At 59.6% G+C, this 18789-nt stretch carries 22 protein-coding genes; 9 read left to right on the top strand and 13 right to left on the bottom strand.

Annotation, left to right across the window (positions count from 1 at the left end):
• Nucleotides 1–12 precede the first annotated feature (12 nt).
• Both yejK and AC4IHP_RS25710 read left to right on the top strand, forming a co-directional pair.
• On the top strand, nt 13–1017 hold the full coding sequence (gene yejK, locus AC4IHP_RS25715; RefSeq protein ID WP_039759184.1) for a nucleoid-associated protein YejK: 1005 nt from the start codon (nt 13–15) through the stop codon (nt 1015–1017).
• Nucleotides 1017–1367 (top strand): glutaredoxin family protein, encoded by a 351-nt coding sequence (locus tag AC4IHP_RS25710; protein ID WP_490833058.1) that lies wholly within the window; start codon nt 1017–1019, stop codon nt 1365–1367. Before yejK ends, AC4IHP_RS25710 begins: the two co-directional genes overlap by 1 nt.
• 83 nt (nt 1368–1450) lie before the next feature.
• Here the strand turns inward: AC4IHP_RS25710 and AC4IHP_RS25705 are convergent, their stop codons facing one another.
• From AC4IHP_RS25705 to AC4IHP_RS25685, 5 genes are all read right to left on the bottom strand, one after another.
• Nucleotides 1451–2386, bottom strand: coding sequence for a glutathione S-transferase family protein (locus tag AC4IHP_RS25705; protein ID WP_460124245.1), 936 nt, complete (start codon nt 2384–2386; stop codon nt 1451–1453).
• 84 nt (nt 2387–2470) lie between these two features.
• Complete coding sequence (locus tag AC4IHP_RS25700; protein WP_434767794.1) at nt 2471–2773, bottom strand: GIY-YIG nuclease family protein; 303 nt, start codon at nt 2771–2773, stop codon at nt 2471–2473.
• 41 nt (nt 2774–2814) lie between these two features.
• Complete coding sequence (locus tag AC4IHP_RS25695) at nt 2815–3285, bottom strand: nuclear transport factor 2 family protein (protein WP_490833057.1); 471 nt, start codon at nt 3283–3285, stop codon at nt 2815–2817.
• A 190-nt stretch (nt 3286–3475) separates the two neighbouring features.
• Nucleotides 3476–4780, bottom strand: coding sequence for a CynX/NimT family MFS transporter (locus tag AC4IHP_RS25690; RefSeq protein WP_490833056.1), 1305 nt, complete (start codon nt 4778–4780; stop codon nt 3476–3478).
• Nucleotides 4770–5429 carry a FadR/GntR family transcriptional regulator gene (locus AC4IHP_RS25685; protein ID WP_262139228.1) on the bottom strand — a complete coding sequence of 220 codons (660 nt, stop codon included), beginning with the start codon at nt 5427–5429 and terminating at the stop codon, nt 4770–4772. Before AC4IHP_RS25685 ends, AC4IHP_RS25690 begins: the two co-directional genes overlap by 11 nt.
• Before the next feature lie 166 nt (nt 5430–5595).
• Here AC4IHP_RS25685 and AC4IHP_RS25680 point away from each other — a divergent pair, with 166 nt between their 5' ends.
• The gene (locus AC4IHP_RS25680; RefSeq protein WP_490833055.1) at nt 5596–5907 is read left to right on the top strand and encodes a type II toxin-antitoxin system MqsR family toxin; all 312 of its coding nucleotides are present in this window, start codon (nt 5596–5598) and stop codon (nt 5905–5907) included.
• Nucleotides 5904–6392, top strand: coding sequence for a type II toxin-antitoxin system MqsA family antitoxin (locus AC4IHP_RS25675; protein ID WP_490833054.1), 489 nt, complete (start codon nt 5904–5906; stop codon nt 6390–6392). The genes AC4IHP_RS25680 and AC4IHP_RS25675 overlap by 4 nt, the downstream gene beginning before the upstream one ends.
• 57 nt (nt 6393–6449) lie before the next feature.
• On the opposite strand, the gene AC4IHP_RS25670 is transcribed toward AC4IHP_RS25675, so the two are convergent.
• The 4 genes from AC4IHP_RS25670 to AC4IHP_RS25655 form a co-directional block, all read right to left on the bottom strand.
• A complete protein-coding gene (locus tag AC4IHP_RS25670; RefSeq protein WP_016771581.1) occupies nt 6450–7214 on the bottom strand; it encodes an amino acid ABC transporter ATP-binding protein in 765 nt (254 codons plus the stop codon).
• A gap of 13 nt (nt 7215–7227) precedes the next feature.
• Nucleotides 7228–8322 (bottom strand): amino acid ABC transporter permease, encoded by a 1095-nt coding sequence (locus AC4IHP_RS25665; protein ID WP_490833053.1) that lies wholly within the window; start codon nt 8320–8322, stop codon nt 7228–7230.
• 10 nt (nt 8323–8332) lie between these two features.
• On the bottom strand, nt 8333–9514 hold the full coding sequence (locus AC4IHP_RS25660) for an amino acid ABC transporter permease (protein WP_460124227.1): 1182 nt from the start codon (nt 9512–9514) through the stop codon (nt 8333–8335).
• 66 nt (nt 9515–9580) lie between these two features.
• Nucleotides 9581–10612: an amino acid ABC transporter substrate-binding protein gene (locus AC4IHP_RS25655; RefSeq protein ID WP_016771583.1), complete on the bottom strand. Its 1032-nt coding sequence runs from the start codon at nt 10610–10612 to the stop codon at nt 9581–9583.
• Between the two features lie 468 nt (nt 10613–11080).
• Between AC4IHP_RS25655 and AC4IHP_RS25650 the strand changes: the two genes are divergently transcribed.
• From AC4IHP_RS25650 to AC4IHP_RS25630, 5 genes are all read left to right on the top strand, one after another.
• A complete protein-coding gene (locus AC4IHP_RS25650; RefSeq protein ID WP_460124224.1) occupies nt 11081–11737 on the top strand; it encodes an alpha/beta hydrolase in 657 nt (218 codons plus the stop codon).
• Between the two features lie 96 nt (nt 11738–11833).
• Nucleotides 11834–13312 carry an ATP-dependent RNA helicase RhlB gene (rhlB, locus tag AC4IHP_RS25645; RefSeq protein WP_460124221.1) on the top strand — a complete coding sequence of 493 codons (1479 nt, stop codon included), beginning with the start codon at nt 11834–11836 and terminating at the stop codon, nt 13310–13312.
• 117 nt (nt 13313–13429) lie between these two features.
• Entirely contained in the window at nt 13430–14374 is a 945-nt protein-coding gene (locus tag AC4IHP_RS25640; protein WP_490833052.1) for an ornithine cyclodeaminase family protein, read from the top strand.
• A 135-nt stretch (nt 14375–14509) separates the two neighbouring features.
• A complete protein-coding gene (locus AC4IHP_RS25635) occupies nt 14510–15637 on the top strand; it encodes an NAD(P)/FAD-dependent oxidoreductase (protein ID WP_460124216.1) in 1128 nt (375 codons plus the stop codon).
• Between the two features lie 84 nt (nt 15638–15721).
• A complete protein-coding gene (locus AC4IHP_RS25630; protein WP_490833051.1) occupies nt 15722–16348 on the top strand; it encodes a helix-turn-helix transcriptional regulator in 627 nt (208 codons plus the stop codon).
• An 83-nt stretch (nt 16349–16431) separates the two neighbouring features.
• On the opposite strand, the gene AC4IHP_RS25625 is transcribed toward AC4IHP_RS25630, so the two are convergent.
• The 4 genes from AC4IHP_RS25625 to moaC form a co-directional block, all read right to left on the bottom strand.
• Complete coding sequence (locus AC4IHP_RS25625) at nt 16432–17208, bottom strand: ABC transporter substrate-binding protein (protein ID WP_490833050.1); 777 nt, start codon at nt 17206–17208, stop codon at nt 16432–16434.
• 263 nt (nt 17209–17471) lie between these two features.
• Entirely contained in the window at nt 17472–17924 is a 453-nt protein-coding gene (gene moaE / locus AC4IHP_RS25620; RefSeq protein WP_016771590.1) for a molybdopterin synthase catalytic subunit MoaE, read from the bottom strand.
• A gap of 2 nt (nt 17925–17926) precedes the next feature.
• Nucleotides 17927–18169, bottom strand: coding sequence for a MoaD/ThiS family protein (locus tag AC4IHP_RS25615; RefSeq protein ID WP_460124210.1), 243 nt, complete (start codon nt 18167–18169; stop codon nt 17927–17929).
• Complete coding sequence (gene moaC / locus AC4IHP_RS25610) at nt 18166–18639, bottom strand: cyclic pyranopterin monophosphate synthase MoaC (protein ID WP_008080206.1); 474 nt, start codon at nt 18637–18639, stop codon at nt 18166–18168. The genes AC4IHP_RS25615 and moaC overlap by 4 nt, the downstream gene beginning before the upstream one ends.
• Nucleotides 18640–18789: the final 150 nt, after the last annotated feature.

Here is an 18789-nt window from a genome sequence, read left to right as displayed (position 1 = left end):
GCCGAGAAGCCCATGCCGATCCGTCATTGCATCGTCCACCTGATCGACAAAAAACCCGACGGCACGCCCGCAGTTCTGCACGCCCGTGACTCTGAACTGGCCGAGTCCGCAGCCATCGAAAACATGCTCGCCGACCTCAACGAAAGCTACAACGCCAAACAGGGCAAAGCCTGGGGCCTGTTCCATCCGGAATCCGGCGCGTTCCCCTTCAGCGGCTGGCTGAAGGAGTACATGGAAGGCGGCCGTGACTTCACCGCGTTCAGTAAAGTGGCGGTTGAGCATCTGCAGAAGCTGATGGAAGAATCCAACCTCTCCGTGGGCGGCCACGTGCTGTTTGCCCACTATCAGCAGGGCATGACTGACTACCTGGCAATTGCCCTGCTGCACCATAGCGAAGGCGTGGCGGTGACCGACGAGCTCGACGTAACGCCCTCGCGCCATCTCGACCTTGGCCAATTGCATCTGGCAGCGCGGATCAATGTCTCGGAGTGGCAGAACAACAAGCAGTCGAAACAGTACATCTCGTTCATCAAAGGCAAGAACGGCAAGAAAGTCTCGGAGTACTTCCGCGACTTCATCGGCTGCCAGGAAGGCGTCGACGGCCCCGGCGAGACGCGCACACTGCTCAAGGCCTTCAGCGACTTTGTCGAAAGCGAAGACCTGCCGGAAGATTCGGCCCGGGAGAAGACCAAGACTTTGGTCGACTACGCCAGCAGCCAGGCCAAGCTCGGCGAACCGATGGGTCTTGAGGAGCTGTCGGAGCTGATCGACGAAGAACGCCCGAAAGCCTTCTACGATCACATCCGCAACAAGGACTATGGCCTGTCGCCGGAGATCCCGGCAGACAAACGTACCCTCAACCAATTCCGCCGCTTCACCGGCCGCGCCGAAGGCCTGTCGATCAGCTTCGAAGCGCATCTGCTGGGTTCGAAGATCGAGTACGACGAAGAGAACGGCACCCTGATCATCAAAGGCCTGCCGACTTCGCTGACCGACCAGTTGAAGCGGCGTAACTGATGCTCGGCAATGTGCTGAAAAAAGTCGCCCTGGTGCTGCTGGTGGTCGTGGTCTATCAGAACTGGGGCAAGATCGAGCGGGTGTTCAACCCCTCGCAAATGGTCTCGGAGCAGACGCGGGCGCAGGCCAATGTCGTGCTCTACGCTACCGACTGGTGCGGCTACTGCAAGCAGACCAAGCGCTTTCTCGACAGCAAGGGTATTGCGTTCAAGGAGTTCGATATCGAGAAGGATGCCGATGCGCGCAAGGCGTATGAGGCATTGGGTGGACGCGGGATTCCGCTGATCGATGTGAACGGTACGTTGATTCGCGGGTTTGATCCGGAAGAAATCCTCGCTGCCCTGAAATAACATCAAGATCAAAAGATCGCAGCCTTCGGCAGCTCCTACATGAGATCGGTGCAGGAGTTGCCGAAGGCTGCGATCTTTTGCTTTTAGCGCGCTTCGATACGGAACCCAAAGCGCGGGAAGTGCACATGCACCACGCCGCCACGCTCGTCTTCACGGCGAATGATCAACTCTTCGCTACCGGCAAACAGCAACTCACCGACCACCGGGTCGACGCCGTAATCGATAGCGGCAATAGCCACTTGCTGGCCCGCCTTGAAGCCGTTCGGATCAACGAACTGCTCATCGGGCAATCCCGCCGGCGTCGCGTTACGCGCGATCTCCAGTGCCTCGGCGGAAGACATCTCGCTCGCTGCGCCATGGCCGAACCCCAGCACTCTACCCAGCCACGCCGCAACCGCCGGATATTCATCCACCAGCGGCGCCGTGACGTGGGTCGCCTTGAGGAACCATAGCGGATGCGCCAGCGCGAAGTCGGCAATCGAAGGCTCGCCGAAGAGGAAGTCGCCCTGCTCGCGCTGCAACTGCTGTTCCAAGCGCGCCATGATCGTCGGCCATTGATGCTTGGCCTGCTCGGCAGACAAACGCGTAGCGCTGCCACCGCTGAACAAACCGGCGCGATCGGCCAGGAATGCCTTGATCGCTTCCGGCGGCAATTTGCCGAAACGCACGGCCACCGATTCCGGCTGGAACACCAGACTCACCGCGTGCTGAAACACTACCGAGTCGGCCCACGCCGCAAAACTGGCGCTGGTCATTTCCTGGCCTTCGGGGAAGAACGCCGGCAGGGCTTTTTCCTGTTCCAGGCGTCGAGCGATCAACGCGGTGTCGCAATAGATGTCAGCACCGATCTGCAGCACTGGGGTCTTGCGGTAGCCGCCGGTCAGGGCGGTCAGATCCGGCTTTGGCATCACCGGGGAAATATGCACCGAACGCCAGGACAAGCCTTTGAAGCCCAGCAGCAGGCGGGCCTTTTCGGCAAATGGAGAGGTCGGGTAATGGTGCAGAATCAACTCGGACATGCTCGGCTCCGCCGCTGGAAAAGTGAATCCGCAGCTTAGCGTGCATTACCTGGCAGGCCTACCGATCTGCCTGATGGGAACCAATCAGTCAGATTGATAAGACGCGACGAGGCATTCCTTGGCGCTCTTGCGCAGCTTCTTGATCAGCCGTTCTTGACGCAGAGCATCGCTCTTGTCCTGGCAACGTTCTGTGTAAACCAGCGCCATCGCCGGGCTGGAGAGGAAGAACCGCGCACCCTTGCCGCTCTGGTGCTTGGCGAAACGGCGCACCGGGTCGTCGCTGATTCCGCAATACAACGAGCCATTGGCGGCACGCACGAGGTAGACGAACCAGGATTTGCTCACTGGCTCGGCAGCATCGACGGATTGTTCGCTAAGACTGGTCACTTGGGTGATCTGAACGTGTAGGAAAACAGGCGGCGATCTTATCAGCGCCCGGCCTGAAATGCCTTCAGGCCCTTGCGCGCCTGAGCACGCACGGCGTTGCGCACCAGCGGCGTCCAGCCCAGTAGCAAGCCCTTGAAACCCAACGCCTGCCGCGACCAGCGCCACAGATCGAAGTGGTCGTGGTGCTCACAGATCTTGCCGTCACGGAAGACGAAGCGCGCCTGGATATCGTTGACCACGACATTGCCGGTCTGGCTGAACAGGTAAGTCGCCACCCAATGCGCGCCGCCGGTGCGCTCGTCGGCGCGGACGTTGTCGAAGGTCAGGGAAAAATCCTTGGCGCGGGTAGTCAGCATGCGCCACATGTCGCCGGCATCGCGCCCGCGCAACTCGCCGAAGGCCGGATCGCTGAAGACCACGTCATCGGTGTAGCAGGCGGCCATGGCTTCTGCGTCAAGGCGCTGAAAGGCTTGGTAGAAGCGGTTGATCAGGGCGCTATGGGCTTCGCTCAAGGCAGTCTCCAAAAAAATAGGTACAGATTGCCAGCACCATAATCTGCCGCGCGCAGAAACACTATCGGCAATACGCAAAACCCTTGTGGGAGCGAGCCTGCTCGCGAAGGCAATTCAACATTCAGCATCTATGTTGACCGAAACAGCCTTTTCGCGAGCAGGCTCGCTCCCACATTCGCACCCAGTGCATTCAGATCTTTTCGCTTTGCACCTGCACATACAACGCGCGCCCTGCACCCAGCCCGGCGAGGATCGCACCGGCGCCGATAATGCCGAAAATCCAGCCCAGCGCATTCCAGCCGCCGGTCCAGTCATGCACCACGCCCACGGCAAACGGCCCCATGGACGCCAGGGTGTAGCCAAAGCCCTGGGACATGCTCGACAGGTTCGCCGCGACATGGGAGTCGCGTGAGCGCAGCACGATCAGGGTCAGGGCCAGACTGAACGTACCGCCCTGCCCCAGCCCGAGCAGAATGGCCCAGCCCCACAAACCTTCGATCGGTGCATAGAGGCAACCGAACAGGCCGGCCAAGGTCAGCGCCATGACCACAACGATCGCCAGACGCTGATCTTTGCCACGGGTCGCCAGCCACGGCGCGGCCAGCGAACTGGCCAGTTGAATGATCACCGAGCCGGACAGCACCAATCCAGCCTGAGTCGGTGTCAGCCCGCGCCCGATGAGGATCGACGGCAACCAGCCAAACACAATGTAGGCCAGCGATGATTGCAGGCCCATGTACAAGGTCACCTGCCAGGCCAGCGGATCCCGCAGCAACCCGCGCACGCGATAAGCGACGTTGTGCGCACCGTGCTTCGAGCCGACTTGTGGCAACCAGAATACCGCCGCCACCAATGCCGGAATTACCCAGAACCCCAGGCCCATCGCCCAGCTGTTACCGAAGTGTTCACTCAGCGGCACGGTCGAACCCGCGGCCATTGCCGCGCCCAGGCACAGGGCCATGGTGTAGACGCCGGTCATGGTCCCGGCATGTTTGGCGAAGTCGCGTTTGACAATGCCTGGCAGCAGCACACCGACAATGCCAATACTGGCGCCGCCAAGGACGCTGCCGGCGAACAACCCGATCTCACCGAAATTGCTGCGCAGGATAATCCCCCCGGCCAGTGTCAGCAGAATTCCCAACACCACGCGCTCGGCACCAAACCGCCGCGCAAGGATCGGCGCCAATGGTGCGAACAAGCCCAGGCACAGCACCGGCAACGTGGTCAGCAATCCCGCCTGCGCCGCAGACAACTTGAGACTTCTGGAGACCTCGCTGAGCAAGGGCGCCATGCTCGACAACGCCGGGCGCAGGTTCAGTGCCACCAGAATCAGCCCGAGCAGCAACAGCCATGGGCGTTTTACCACCGGATGGCTTTGCTGCACCTGCTCGTCATCCGCCTCGGCATCGATCAGCAACTCTTCAAGTTCGGGGGAGCGTTGCGACGCTGTGGATAACTCACTGCGGGACATGGTTTTCTCGGTTTCAAGGTTCATTGATCAGTTGCCTCGACAAGGCTTTGGCCCGTTCCGGGTCGCGTTGCTCGACCGCATCGAGCAAGTCGATGTGCAGATCGAACACTTCCTGACGGCGCGGGGAGATATTCAGGGTCTGGCGCAATTGCGCGCCGACGATGCTGGAGAAATAGCGATACAGCTCACTGAGGGTCGGGTTATGCGCGGCGTCGACCAGTCGGCGATGGAACACCAGATCGCAGGCGATATAGGTGTCGAGATCGCCGTGGTAGTGGCTGCCGCTGGTGCCGAGCGCTTCGCGCAGCGCCGCCAGATCCTCATCGGTACGGCGCAACGCCGCCAGGCCGATGGCCTCGACTTCAAGGATGTGTCGGGTCTCCCGGGCCTGCTCCAACGAACAGCGGGACAAGGCTTTCAGCGTATCCAGCGGATCGACCACCGCGCGCAGATAACTGCCGTCGCCCTGACGAATTTCGATCAATCCCGAGAACGCCAGAACACGCATCGCCTCACGCACCGTATTGCGGCTGATGCCCAGTTCGGCACACAGCTCCGGCTCGGTAGGCAAGCGCTCGCCGACCTGCCACGCACCGCTGTTGATGCGCTGACGCAGTTGATCCAAAGCCTGATCGACCAGGGATCGTTTGATCAAAGGGGAAATTTCAGACATGAGCCTCGCCTTTTCATCCAATCATAGGATGAATTTTCCGACATGTTAGTCAGACCCATGTAGGACGGCAACCACCTAGGGTCAATCGGAGACACATGGAGCGGCATTTTCGATTGGTCAAAATTACCCTTTAAGGGTAATTTCAGGGACAGGGTTTTGGCTTCTTATGGAAAAGAACACACCCCATTACGACTTGGCAGTCGTAAAGGCCGAAGTAGTTAGACGAGGCAAAGAAGCCTTTACACGTTATGCACTTGAGACAGGCCGGGACATGGGCATGTCCTGGAAAGTGATGATGCAGGTTGTGGGTACGCTTGAGCGGCGGATGCTCTACAAATCCATGACGTCGTATTCCAACCATCGGAACTGGCACGACGTCTACCACGTATCGTTTCGAAATCGGGAGATCTACATCAAAGTGACCTACTGCATCAGCGGTGGTTCTCCGGTGATTTCCTTCAAGGAGAAAAACACATGAGCAAGAGGCAATGCCTGACTTGCGGCACCGAACACGCAATGCATCACTTTCAAGATCGCAGTCTCGAGGTCAATTACAAACAGTTTTCGCGGCCCGTACACCATCTGGCCGGCTGGGAGTGCAGGGTCTGTGGCGAAATCATTTTTGACAGTGGCACCGACAGTGCCGAGCGCTACGTAGATGCCGGCGATCAATTACTCGAAGACGTACTTGGGCTGATCGGTACCGAGATGAAGCGTATTCGCCGAAAGCTCCATCTCACTCAAAGAAGTGCGGTGAAGTGGCTGTCAGGAGGTGGGCATAATGCGTTTTCACGATATGAACGCGGCGAACTGGCTCCGCCGCAGCCGTTGTTCACACTGATGCGGCTTCTGGATCGTCATCCCGATCTGCTAGAGGAAATTCAGGCACTTCACACAGATGACGGTCTCAAGCAGCTTCTGGAAACTCGTCACCCGGATCGGGAAACTGTTCTGGCCAGATGAGCCCAGACAAAACAAACCCGGAACTGAGTCCGGGTTTGTTTCAATGCCTGGCTGGCATCAATGCAAAATCTGACTCAAGAACAACTTGGTCCGATCGTTCTGCGGATTGTCGAAGAAGTCATTCGGCGCGGCCTGTTCAACGATTTCGCCCTTGTCCATGAAGATCACGCGATTGGCCACGGTGCGGGCGAAGCCCATTTCGTGGGTCACGCAGAGCATGGTCATACCGTCTTCGGCCAGACCGATCATGGTGTCGAGCACTTCCTTCACCATCTCCGGATCGAGTGCTGAAGTCGGTTCGTCGAACAGCATGATTTTCGGCTTCATGCACAAGGCGCGGGCGATCGCCACACGCTGTTGCTGACCGCCGGACAGTTGCCCCGGATATTTGTGCGCCTGCTCCGGAATGCGTACGCGTTCCAGGTAGTGCATGGCAATTTCTTCGGCCTTGCGCTTGGGCATCTTGCGCACCCACATCGGCGCCAGGGTGCAGTTCTGCAGGATGGTCAGGTGCGGGAACAGGTTGAAGTGCTGGAACACCATGCCGACTTCGCGACGGATCGCTTCGATCTGCTTGAGGTCGTTGGTCAGTTCCACGCCATCGACGACGATGCGGCCCTGCTGGTGTTCTTCCAGACGATTCAGGCAACGGATCGTGGTCGATTTACCGGAACCCGAAGGGCCACACAGGACGATGCGCTCGCCCTGTTTGACGTTGAGGTTGATGTCCTTGAGTACGTGAAACTGGCCGTACCACTTGTTCACGCCCTGCATCTGGATGATGCCTTCCGGACCCACAGGCTTTTTGATTGCTTCGCTCATTTACAGAGAACTCCTAACGCTTGTGGCCAGTGTCGAGCTTGCGTTCCAGATGCATGGAATAGCGCGACATACCAAAACAGAAAATCCAGAACACCAAGGCGGCGAACACGTAGCCTTCGGTAGCCATGCCCAGCCATTTCGGGTCGGCAGCGGCTTGCTTGACGCTGTTGAGCAGATCAAACAGGCCGATGATGATCACCAGACTGGTGTCCTTGAACAGCGCAATGAACGTGTTGACGATACCCGGGATCACCAGCTTCAGCGCTTGCGGCAGAATCACCAGGCCCATCGAACGCCAGTAACCGAGGCCCATCGCTGCAGCCGCTTCGTACTGCCCTTTGGGAATCGCCTGCAGACCACCGCGCACCACTTCGGCAACGTAGGCCGACTGGAACAGGATCACACCGATCAGCGCCCGCAGCAGCTTGTCGAAGTTCATGCCTTCGGGCAGGAACAACGGCAGCATCACCGAGGACATGAACAACACCGTGATCAACGGCACGCCGCGCCAGAACTCGATGAAGGTCACGCAGACCACACGAATCGCCGGCATGTTCGAACGTCGCCCCAGCGCCAGCACGATGCCCAGCGGCAATGCTCCGGCGATGCCGACGGTGGCGATCACCAGGGTCAGCATCAGGCCGCCCCACTGGCTGGTCGGCACGGTGGTCAGACCGAAACCGCCATGCAGCAAAGTGAAGGCGATGATCGGGTACAGCACCAGGAAGCTCAGGCCGTACACCGCTTTACGCGGCACGCGCGAGATGAACAGGGGTGCTGCGCCAATGACCGCCAGCCACACGGTCAGGTCGACGCGCCAGCGCAGGTCGGTCGGGTAGTAGCCGTACATGAACTGGCCGAAACGCTGCTGAATGAACACCCAGCAGGCGCCTTCCTTGGTGCAGTCGGCGCGTGTGGTGCCGACCCAGTTGGCGTCGACGATCGCCCAACTGAGGATCGGTGGCACGACCAGGTAGATCAGGTAAAACGCGAACAGGGTCAGCAGAGTGTTGAGCCAGCTGGAGAACATGTTCGCGCGCATCCACGCCACCACACCGATGCTGCTGTTGGGTGGAGGCATGTCGGGTTTGAAAGTATGAGTACTCATGCGCTTTTCCTTACCGCTCGATCAGCGCAATGCGCTTGTTGTACCAGTTCATCAGCAGGGAAATGCTGATACTGATCGCCAGGTACACGCTCATGGTGATGGCAATCACTTCGATGGCCTGCCCGGTCTGGTTGAGCACGGTGCCAGCGAACAGCGAAACCATTTCCGGATAGCCGATACCGGCGGCCAGCGAGGAGTTTTTCGCCAGGTTGAGGTATTGGCTCGTCAGCGGCGGAATGATCACGCGCAGGGCTTGCGGGATGATCACCTTGCGCAGGGTCGGGCCGTTGCGCAGGCCGAGGGAACGCGCCGCTTCGGTCTGACCGTGGCTGACCGACTTGATCCCGGAACGCACGATTTCAGCGATGAACGCTGCGGTGTACACGGTGAGCGCCAGGGTCAACGCCAGCAATTCCGGGATCAGCACCCAGCCACCGACAAAATTGAAGCCCTTGAGCTCAGGCAGCTCCCAGTGCAGCGGAGCGCCGAAGATCAGCGCGCACAGGGTCGGGATCACCAACAGAATCGCCAGGCCAGTCCAGAACTTGTGGAACGGTACGCCGGTTTCTTCGAAGCGCTTGTTGGCCCAGCGGCACATCAGCACGATGCCGACGATCGCCAGCACGATGCTGACCACGAAGGCCCAGAAGCCGTCAGCGGCGATTGCGGCCGGCATGTTCAGGCCACGGCTGCTGACGAAGAAGGTGTCGCCGAAGTTGTGGCTGTTGCGCGGCCCCGGCATGGTCAGGAACACCGCGAAGTACCAGAACAGGATCTGCAGCAGTGGCGGAATGTTGCGGAACACTTCCACATACACCGTCGCCAGCTTGGCGATGATCCAGTTCTGCGACAGCCGCGCTACACCGACGATGAAACCGAGGATCGTCGCCAGGATCACGCCGATAAAGGTCACCAACAGGGTATTGAGCAGGCCGATGACAAACACCCGCGCGTAACTGTCCGCTTCGGTGTAGTCGATCAGGGTTTGAGCGATGCCGAATCCGGCACTGCGCTCCAGAAAGCTGAAACCGGAGGTGATGCCCCGGTGCTGAAGGTTGGTTTGGGTATTGTCGAACAGGTACCAGCCAAGCGAGACCACCGCCACAACGGTGATGATCTGGAATAGCCACGCACGCACTCGTGGATCGCTGAGGCTGAACCTCTGCTTTGGTGCGCCGATAGAATTTTGCATGAAGTGCCCCGGAAGAAATGGAACAAGAACATCACCCGGCGGTTGGCCCGCCGGGCGATAGAACCATTAGCGCACTGGTGGTGCGTACTGAATGCCGCCGTTGTTCCACAGGGCGTTCAGGCCACGGTCGATTTCCAGCGGAGTGCTCTTGCCGAGGTTTTTCTCGAAGATTTCACCGTAGTTGCCGACCTGCTTGACGATCTGCACAACCCAGTCTTTCGGCAGCTTCAGGTCTTTGCCGTATTCGCCGTCAGCACCGAGCATACGGGCCACGTCCGGGTTCTTGGTCGACTTGGCTTCAGCTTCGACGTTCTTCGAAGTGATGCCGGCTTCTTCGGCATTGAGCAGCGCGTAGCCTACCCAACGCACGATGGCCAGCCACTCGTCGTCGCCATTACGCACGACCGGGCCCAGTGGCTCTTTGGAAATGGTTTCCGGCAGAACCACGTAGTCCTTCGGCGAAGCCAGCTTGCTGCGCTGGGCGAACAGCTGGGATTTGTCGGAGGTCAGCACGTCGCAACGACCGGATTCCAGCGATTTGGCGCTTTCATCGGAGGTGTCGAAAGTGATCGGGGTGTATTTCAGACCGTTGCCACGGAAGTAGTCGGAAACGTTCAGTTCGGTGGTGGTACCGGCCTGGATGCAGATGGTTGCACCGTCCAGCTCTTTGGCACTCTTCACGCCCAGCTTGTTGTTCACCAGGAAGCCGATGCCGTCGTAGTAGGTAATGAAGCCCGGAAATTTCAGGCCCATGCCCGCGTCACGGGAGCTGGTCATGGTGGTGTTGCGCGACAGGATGTCGATCTCGCCGGACTGCAGCGCGGTGAAGCGCTCCTTGGCGTTCAACTGGCTGAACTTGACCTTGTTGGCGTCGCCGAAAACGGCTGCGGCCACAGCGCGGCAGACGTCGGCGTCGATGCCGAGGATCTTGCCGGTCGCATCCGGTACCGAGAAGCCCGGCAGACCGTCGCTCACGCCACACTGCACGAAACCTTTTTTCTGTACCGCATCCAGGGTTGCACCCGCCTGAGCGAACCCGCTGACACCGAGTACTGCTGCAGCAGTCACGACCGCCAGAGTGGATTTCAACATCTTCATTCAAACCTCCAGTTTTGCTCTTGTTGTGTCGGAGCTTGAGTCCTGTCGCACCCTTTTGAGGCGTTGTTGACCCGTGTTGGCTTTTTTTGGGGTCAACCGACGTAAGACCTTCGCTATGAGTCTAGTAGGAGAAAATCCACATCATGGATCACTCACTTCTCACCAATCGGCCGAACGGGCTGTAGCCCTTTCACGTTCGCTAAGCCCGTAGCGGCCATTGGCGAACATCCATCACCGGATTCGTTGCTATCCCATCGCGCGACTGACACTGATAGTGTTACCGCCGCGCAACGGATGCTTCGTACGCAAAGCTCCATAGCAAACGCCGTACCACACCGCTTGCCGAAGTGATTGCGCGACACGTCAATAGCTAAACTTGTAACCTTGCGACATCTTGTTAACGGATCAACCGGGCGCGCACTTCAATCACGCACTCAATGAGAGCGCCCGCACATTTTTGGAGCAGACATGACCGAGCCCTTGATTCTTCAGCCTGTTAAGCCCGCAGACGCCTGCGTGATCTGGCTGCACGGCCTCGGCGCCGACCGCTACGACTTCCTGCCGGTGGCCGAGGCGTTGCAGGAAAGCCTGCTGAGCACGCGTTTTGTCCTGCCGCAGGCACCGACGCGTCCAGTGACGATAAATGGCGGATATGCCATGCCCAGCTGGTACGACATCAAAGCCATGAGCCCGGCCCGGGCGATCGACCGCGACGAGCTGGAAGCTTCGGCAGACCGCATCATCGAACTGATCGAAAACGAGCGCGCCAGCGGAATAGACGCCTCGCGGATTTTTCTTGCCGGGTTTTCGCAAGGTGGCGCGGTGGTACTGCACACCGCTTTTCTGAAATGGCAGGGACCGTTGGGCGGGGTGCTGGCGCTGTCGACTTACGCGCCGACGTTCAGCGACGAACTGGAGTTATCCGCCAGTCAGCAGCGCATTCCGGTGCTGTGTCTGCACGGCCAGTTCGATGGCGTGGTGCAGAACTCGATGGGACGCAGTGCCTATGAGCATTTGGTGAAGCATGGTGTCACCGTGACATGGCAGGAATACCCAATGGAGCACGAAGTGTTACCTGAAGAGATTCGCGACGTCGGCGTCTGGCTGAGCGAACGCCTGCGCTGATTCGCGAGCAATGCCCGCCCATTGATCCCTCCTACTACGCCGCGCCCGATTCTTGCATTACACTGGCCGGCGTACACTCCTTAACCAACTGATGAGATGACCGTGCTCAAAGCACTCAAGAAAATGTTCGGTAAAAGCGAGGCTGAGCAGCTCGCGCCAGTTCCCAGTGCGCCGTCGCACGCCCCCGGTCATCGCACCGATGCCCCGCAGGCCGACCGCCCCGCTTCCATAGCGAAACCGAAGCCAGAAGAAAAACCCGCTGCGGCCGCGCCTGTTGCCGCCGAGACTGCGCACAGCGAAGCGCCGAAACCGGCCAGACCACGTCGCGAACCGAAGCCCAAGGCACCGGTAATACCATGGAAACTCGAAGACTTCGTCGTCGAGCCACAGGAAGGCAAAACCCGCTTTCACGATTTCAAACTTGCACCGGAACTGATGCACGCCATTCAGGATCTGGGTTTTCCTTACTGCACGCCGATCCAGGCGCAGGTGCTGGGCTTCACCCTCGCCGGCAAAGACGCCATCGGCCGCGCGCAGACCGGCACCGGCAAGACCGCCGCGTTCCTGATCTCGATCATCACCCAATTGCTGCAAACGCCGCCGCCGAAAGAGCGCTATATGGGCGAGCCGCGTGCGCTGATCATCGCGCCGACCCGCGAGCTGGTGGTGCAGATCGCCAAGGACGCCGCTGACCTGACCAAATACACCGGCCTCAACGTAATGACCTTCGTCGGTGGCATGGATTTCGACAAACAGCTCAAGCACCTCGAAGCGCGTCACTGCGACATTCTTGTTGCGACGCCGGGCCGCCTGCTCGACTTCAACCAGCGCGGCGACGTGCACCTGGACATGGTCGAAGTGATGGTGCTGGACGAAGCCGACCGCATGCTCGACATGGGTTTCATCCCGCAGGTGCGGCAGATCATTCGTCAGACCCCGCCGAAATCCGAGCGCCAGACTCTGCTGTTCTCCGCGACCTTCACTGAAGACGTGATGAATCTGGCCAAGCAATGGACCACCGACCCGGCCATCGTCGAAATCGAGATCACCAACGTCGCCAATGAAAACGTCGAGCAGCACATCTACGCCGTCGCCGCTGCCGACAAATACAAGCTGCTCTACAACCTGGTCAACGATAACGGTTGGGAGCGGGTCATCGTGTTTGCCAACCGCAAGGACGAAGTGCGCCGCATCGAAGAGCGCCTGGTGCGTGACGGCATCAACGCCGCGCAGCTGTCCGGCGACGTGCCGCAGCACAAGCGCATCAAGACTCTGGAAGGTTTCCGCGAAGGCAAGATTCGCGTGCTGGTCGCAACCGATGTCGCCGGTCGCGGCATCCACATCGACGGCATCAGCCACGTGATCAACTTCACCCTGCCGGAAGTCCCGGACGACTACGTGCACCGCATCGGCCGTACCGGGCGTGCCGGCGCTGACGGCGTGTCGATCAGCTTTGCCGGCGAGGACGACTCTTACCAGTTGCCGTCCATCGAAGAAAAACTCGGTCGCAAGATCAGCTGCGAAACCCCGCCGACGCATCTGCTGCGTGCGGTTGAGCGCAAGCGTCCACAGTAAGCGTCGCGATACGAAAAAGCGCAGCCGGAAACGGACTGCGCTTTTTTTACGCCTGATGGTTGCCCAGCCAAACTAAAAGTCCATAATGGAAAAATAAGTTTAGTTTCGGAGCGCGAAATGTCCACTACGCCTTACGTGATCGATCAAGCCCGGGCCCATGAGCTGTTGGCGCGTATCGATGTGCCGCAGATCCTGCGCAAGCTGTTCCGCGATCTGGCGGCCGGTAACGCAATGCAGCCGGCGCAGCAACTGGTGGAATTCCCGCAGGGCGCCGGCGACTTCATCAACTACTTGGGCGTGCTGGCGGAGGATGGTGTCTACGGAGTGAAGACTTCGCCGTACATCGTGCGTGAGCAGGGTGCGCTGGTGACGGCCTGGACCCTGCTGATGTCGATGAAAACCGGTCAGCCGCTGTTGCTCTGCGATGCCGGCGAACTGACTACCGCACGTACCGCCGCGACCACAGCGGTGGCGGTCGACGCCCTCGCCCCGTTGAACGTTCAACGATTGGCGATCATCGGCAGTGGCAAAGTTGCTCAGGCGCATCTGCATTACGTCAGAACCTTGCGCGACTGGCAAAGTATCAACGTGTACTCGCCGTCGCTGCTGGAAGATGCGGAAACACAGGCTGCGTTGAAGTCCATCGCGCCGTCACTGAAGATTGCCGACAGCTGCGAGACCGCCGTTGCCGACGCGGATGTGATCATGCTCTGCACCTCGTCGGCCGGGCCGGTGATTGATCCTGCAACGTTAAGCAAACCGGCGCTGATCACCTCGATCAGCACCAACGCCCCCCGCGCCCATGAAGTACCAGCGCAAAGCCTCAGCGACATGCAGGTGTTCTGCGACTATCGTCAGACCACGCCGGGGTCGGCAGGTGAGATGCTGATTGCCACTGAACAGCATGGCTGGAGCAAGGATTCGATTGTCGGCGACCTCGCCGACTTGCTCAGCGAAAAAGTGCAGCGCCCGGGTTACGACCGTCACGTGTTCTTCCGTTCAATCGGCTTGGGCCTGGAAGACATTGCCCTCGCCAATGCGGTTTATCACCTGCACCACTGACACCACACATCTCCTGTAGGAGCTGCCGAAGGCTGCGATCTTTTGATCCTGTTTTTTTCAAGATCAAGATCAAAAGATCGTAGCCTCGTTTCACTCGACAGCTCCTACAGGGTTCTCGATAACTTGGGAGTTTTCATGAGCCACGCAGATTTCATCATCATCGGCGGCGGGATTGCCGGCGCTTCCACCGGGTTCTGGCTGGCGCCGCACGGCAAAGTGATCGTGCTCGAGCGTGAAACCCATCCCGGCTATCACTCCACAGGACGCTCCGCTGCGCTGTACACCGCAGCCTACGGTACCGCACAGGTACGCGCACTGACTCAGGCCAGCCGCGCGTTCTTCGACCATCCTCCAAGCGGCTTCTGCGAGCATCCGCTGCTGACCCCGCGTGGCGAAATGACCGTCGACTTCATCGGTGATCCCGCCGAGCTGAACAATCAATACCTCAGCGCCAAAGCCACCGTGCCGCAGATGCAACTGCTCAGCGCCGACGAAGCCTGCGCACGCCTGCCAATCCTGCGCCGGGACAAAGTCCACGGCGCGATCTACGATCCTTCGGCCTGCGACATCGACACCGATGCGCTGCATCAGGGTTACCTGCGCGGCATTCGGCGCAACCACGGCGAAGTGCGCACCGATTGCGAAGTGCTTGGCCTGCGCCGCGAAGCCGATGGCCTGTGGCACGTGCAGACCAATGGCGAGACGTTCCGCGCCCCCGTGATCATCAACGCCGCCGGTGCCTGGGCCGACAAAATCGGTGCCCTGGCCGGTGCGCAGCCGCTGGGGCTGCAAGCGAAACGCCGCGCCGCATTTATCTTTGCCGGCCCTGAGGGTGTGGACACTCATCATTGGCCGATGCTGGTCAGCCTCGACGAATCCTTCTACATGAAGCCCGACGCCGGCATGTTTCTCGGCTCGCCGGCCAACGCTGATCCGGTCGAACCACACGATGTGCAGCCGGAAGAACTCGACATCGCCATGGGCATTTATCAGATCGAAGAGGCCACCACGCTGACGATCCGCCGCCCGACCCGCACGTGGGCAGGCCTGCGCAGTTTCGTCGCCGACGGTGATCTGCTCAGCGGCTTCGATCCGCAAATACCGGGGCTGTTCTGGGTCGCCGCGCAGGGCGGTTACGGCATTCAGACGTCGCCGGCGATGGGTCAGGCCAGTGCGGCGCTGGTGCGCGGCGAACCGCTACCTGAACACTTGCATGAATTCGGTCTGGACAGCGCCATGCTCTCCCCGGCCCGACTGGCTTGATCGCATCGACTCGCCCAAAAGATTGCGGCACACTCGCAGCGCCCCGGCACAAGGGGCGCTGACGCTGCCTGGAGCTCCACTGTCATGACTGCCCCCGAATTCGACCCGGCGCTGGATAACTTCCGCGCCATCGCCGACGCCATCGCTACGCTGTTCTTTCCGCACGCCGAGGTGGTGCTGCACGACCTGCGCACTCAGAAGGTCGACTACATTGCCAATAACCTGTCCAAGCGCGAGATCGGCGACGATTCATCGCTGGAAGACATGCTCAGCAAGGATGTCAGCGACAGGAATATCGGCCCCTACGAAAAGCTCAACTGGGACGGTCAGAAAATTCGCAGCCTGAGCACCGTGCTGCGCGACAGCGAAAGTCGTCCGCTGGCGGTGCTGTGCATCAATCTGAATATTTCCCTGTTCGAGAACGCCAAAGCGGCGCTGGACCTGTTTCTGTCACCGAGCAAACTGATTCCGCAGCCGAACTCGCTGTTCCGTGATGACTGGCAGGAGCGCATCAACACCTTCCTTCACGCCTGGCTGCGCGAACGGCAGCTGAGCCTGAATCTGCTGACCCGCGATCACAAACGCGAACTGGTGCTGGCACTGCACGCCGAGGGCGCGTTCAAGGGCAAGAGCGCTTCGAACTACGTGGCCAATGTGCTGAACATGGGGCGGGCGACGGTGTACAAGCATTTGAAGGAATTGAAGGGCTGAAAAGCAAAAGATCGCAGCCTTCGGCAGCTCCTACAGGAGAACGCATTCCCATGTAGGAGCTGCCGAAGGCTGCGATCTTTTTATCAGTCGCCGTAGATATCGGCCTTGAAATACTTCTCGGAAATCTTCTGATACTCGCCACTCGCGCGAATCCCGTCGATGGCGCTGTTCAACTGGCTGACCAGTTCACCGTTGCCCTTGCGCACGGCAATCCCGGCACCCTCGCCGACGTACTTCGGGTCCTTCAGCTCCGGCCCGACAAACGCATAACCCTGGCCGCGCGGCATCGACAGAAAGTCGTTAAGCGGAATGGTGTCGGCGAAAATCGCATCGAGGCGCCCCGCCGCCAGGTCCATGTAGATTTCTTCGTTGTTGCTGTAGCGCTTGACGTTGATGCCCTTGGGTTCGAACACTTCGGTGGCATAACGATCGGTGGTGGTCGCGCGCTGCACACCGACATTCTTGCCTTTGAGGCTGGCGTACTGATCATCCACCGTCGCGCCCTCCTTCATGACCAGACGCGAGGAAGTGAAGTAGTACTTGTGGCTGAAATCCACCGACTTCTTGCGATCTTCGTTGATGGTCATCGACGACAGCGCCATGTCGATCTTCTTCACTTTCAGCGAAGGAATCAGCCCGTCGAACTCACCTTCAACCCACACGCACTTGACCTTCATCTGCGCACACAGGGCATTACCGATGTCGTAGTCGAACCCGACGATTTCACCTTTGTCGGTTTTCGACGCGAATGGCGGATAGGCCGCTTCGATGCCGATACGCAGGGTTTTCTCGGCGGCGAAGACGCTGGAGCAGGCCAGCAGACTGAGAGCCAGACCGGTGATGAGGGGAAGTTTCTTCATGTCCGTTCTCTCGCGGGTTGTTGTTGGTTTGGCGAAGAAGGGCAGCTACAAGCGGCAAGCTGATAGCTGCAAGACAGAAGCTTTTTTTGTACTTGGAAATCCATACTGGACTCTCAGGTACAAATCGTCAATCGGGTAGAGAGGGGAGGATTTTCGGTGTCACAGATGACGCCTTCGCGAGCAGGCTCGCTCCCACAAGGGAACGCTTTCCAATTGTGGGAGCGAGCCTGCTCGCGAAGACTGACCAGAGGACGCTACAGGAATTACTTTTTCCAGCGATCCGCAGCCGCATGATCACTGTCGCGCCCTTCGACCCAACGTGGTCCATCACTGGTGTTTTCTTTCTTCCAGAACGGCGCGCGGGTTTTCAGGTAGTCCATGACGAAGGCGCAGGCATCGAATGCGGCCTGGCGGTGGGCGCTGGCGGCGCCGACGAAGACGATCGGTTCGCCCGGCTCCAGCGCGCCGATGCGGTGCAGCACTTCAAGTTTCAGCAGCGGCCAGCGCTGCTCGGCTTCGACAGCAATCTTGCCGAGGGCCTTTTCGGTCATGCCCGGATAGTGCTCGAGAAACATCCCGGCCACGTCGAGCCCATCGTTGAAATCGCGTACGTAACCGACAAAACTCACCACCGCACCAACGCCGACATTGGCCGCGTGCATCGCATTGACTTCAGCACCCGGATCGAACGGCGTGGCCTGCACGCGAATCGCCATGTTCAGCCTCCGGTCACGGTGGGAAAAAACGCCACTTCGTCGCCATCGACCACCGGCTCGTCGAGCTGGCAGAGATCTTCGTTGCGCGCGCACATCAGGTTCTGCTCGCTCAAGACCTCGGCGCCATCACGTTGCGCAAGCAGTGCGCGAACGTCATCGATGGTCGCGAAATCGCCTTCAACCGCAACCGAATCCACGCCCAGCGCTTCACGGTAGCGGGCAAAAAACTTCACGGTCAGTTTCATGGCTGCTCCGCCTGGAAGTGGCCGCTCTTGCCGCCGACTTTCTCCAGCAGACGCACGCTTTCGATGGTCATGCCACGATCGACGGCTTTGCACATGTCGTAGATGGTCAGGGCGGCGACGCTGGCGGCAGTCAGTGCTTCCATCTCGACGCCGGTCTGCCCGGACAACTTGCAGCGGGCGACGATGCGCACGCTGTCTTCGCCTTCGGCGCTGAGTTCGACTTTGACGCCAGTCAGCATCAGCGGGTGGCACAGTGGAATCAGATCGCTGGTTTTCTTCGCCGCCTGAATCCCGGCAATGCGCGCCACGGCGAACACATCGCCCTTGGGGTGGCCGCCGCTGACGATCATCTGCAGGGTTTCAGGGAGCATGCGCACCAGCGCTTGAGCCGTCGCTTCACGGAACGTCACGGCTTTTTCAGTGACGTCGACCATGTTGGCGCGACCTTGGGAATCGAGATGAGTCAGCACGGGATTACTCCTGATCAGGAGCGTGGATTGTAAACCTGTGGGTCAGATATCCGCGAGCGCGATTACCGCCATGACGCAAATACCCTGTGGGAGCGGGCTTGCTCGCGAAAGCGGTGTGTCAGTCACCTTTGATACTGCCAGACATACCGC

It is taken from the genome of Pseudomonas sp. UF-293 (assembly GCF_058245595.1).
Note: the sequence above shows the minus strand (reverse complement) of the source record. Positions and strands in the feature narration are given on the sequence as shown.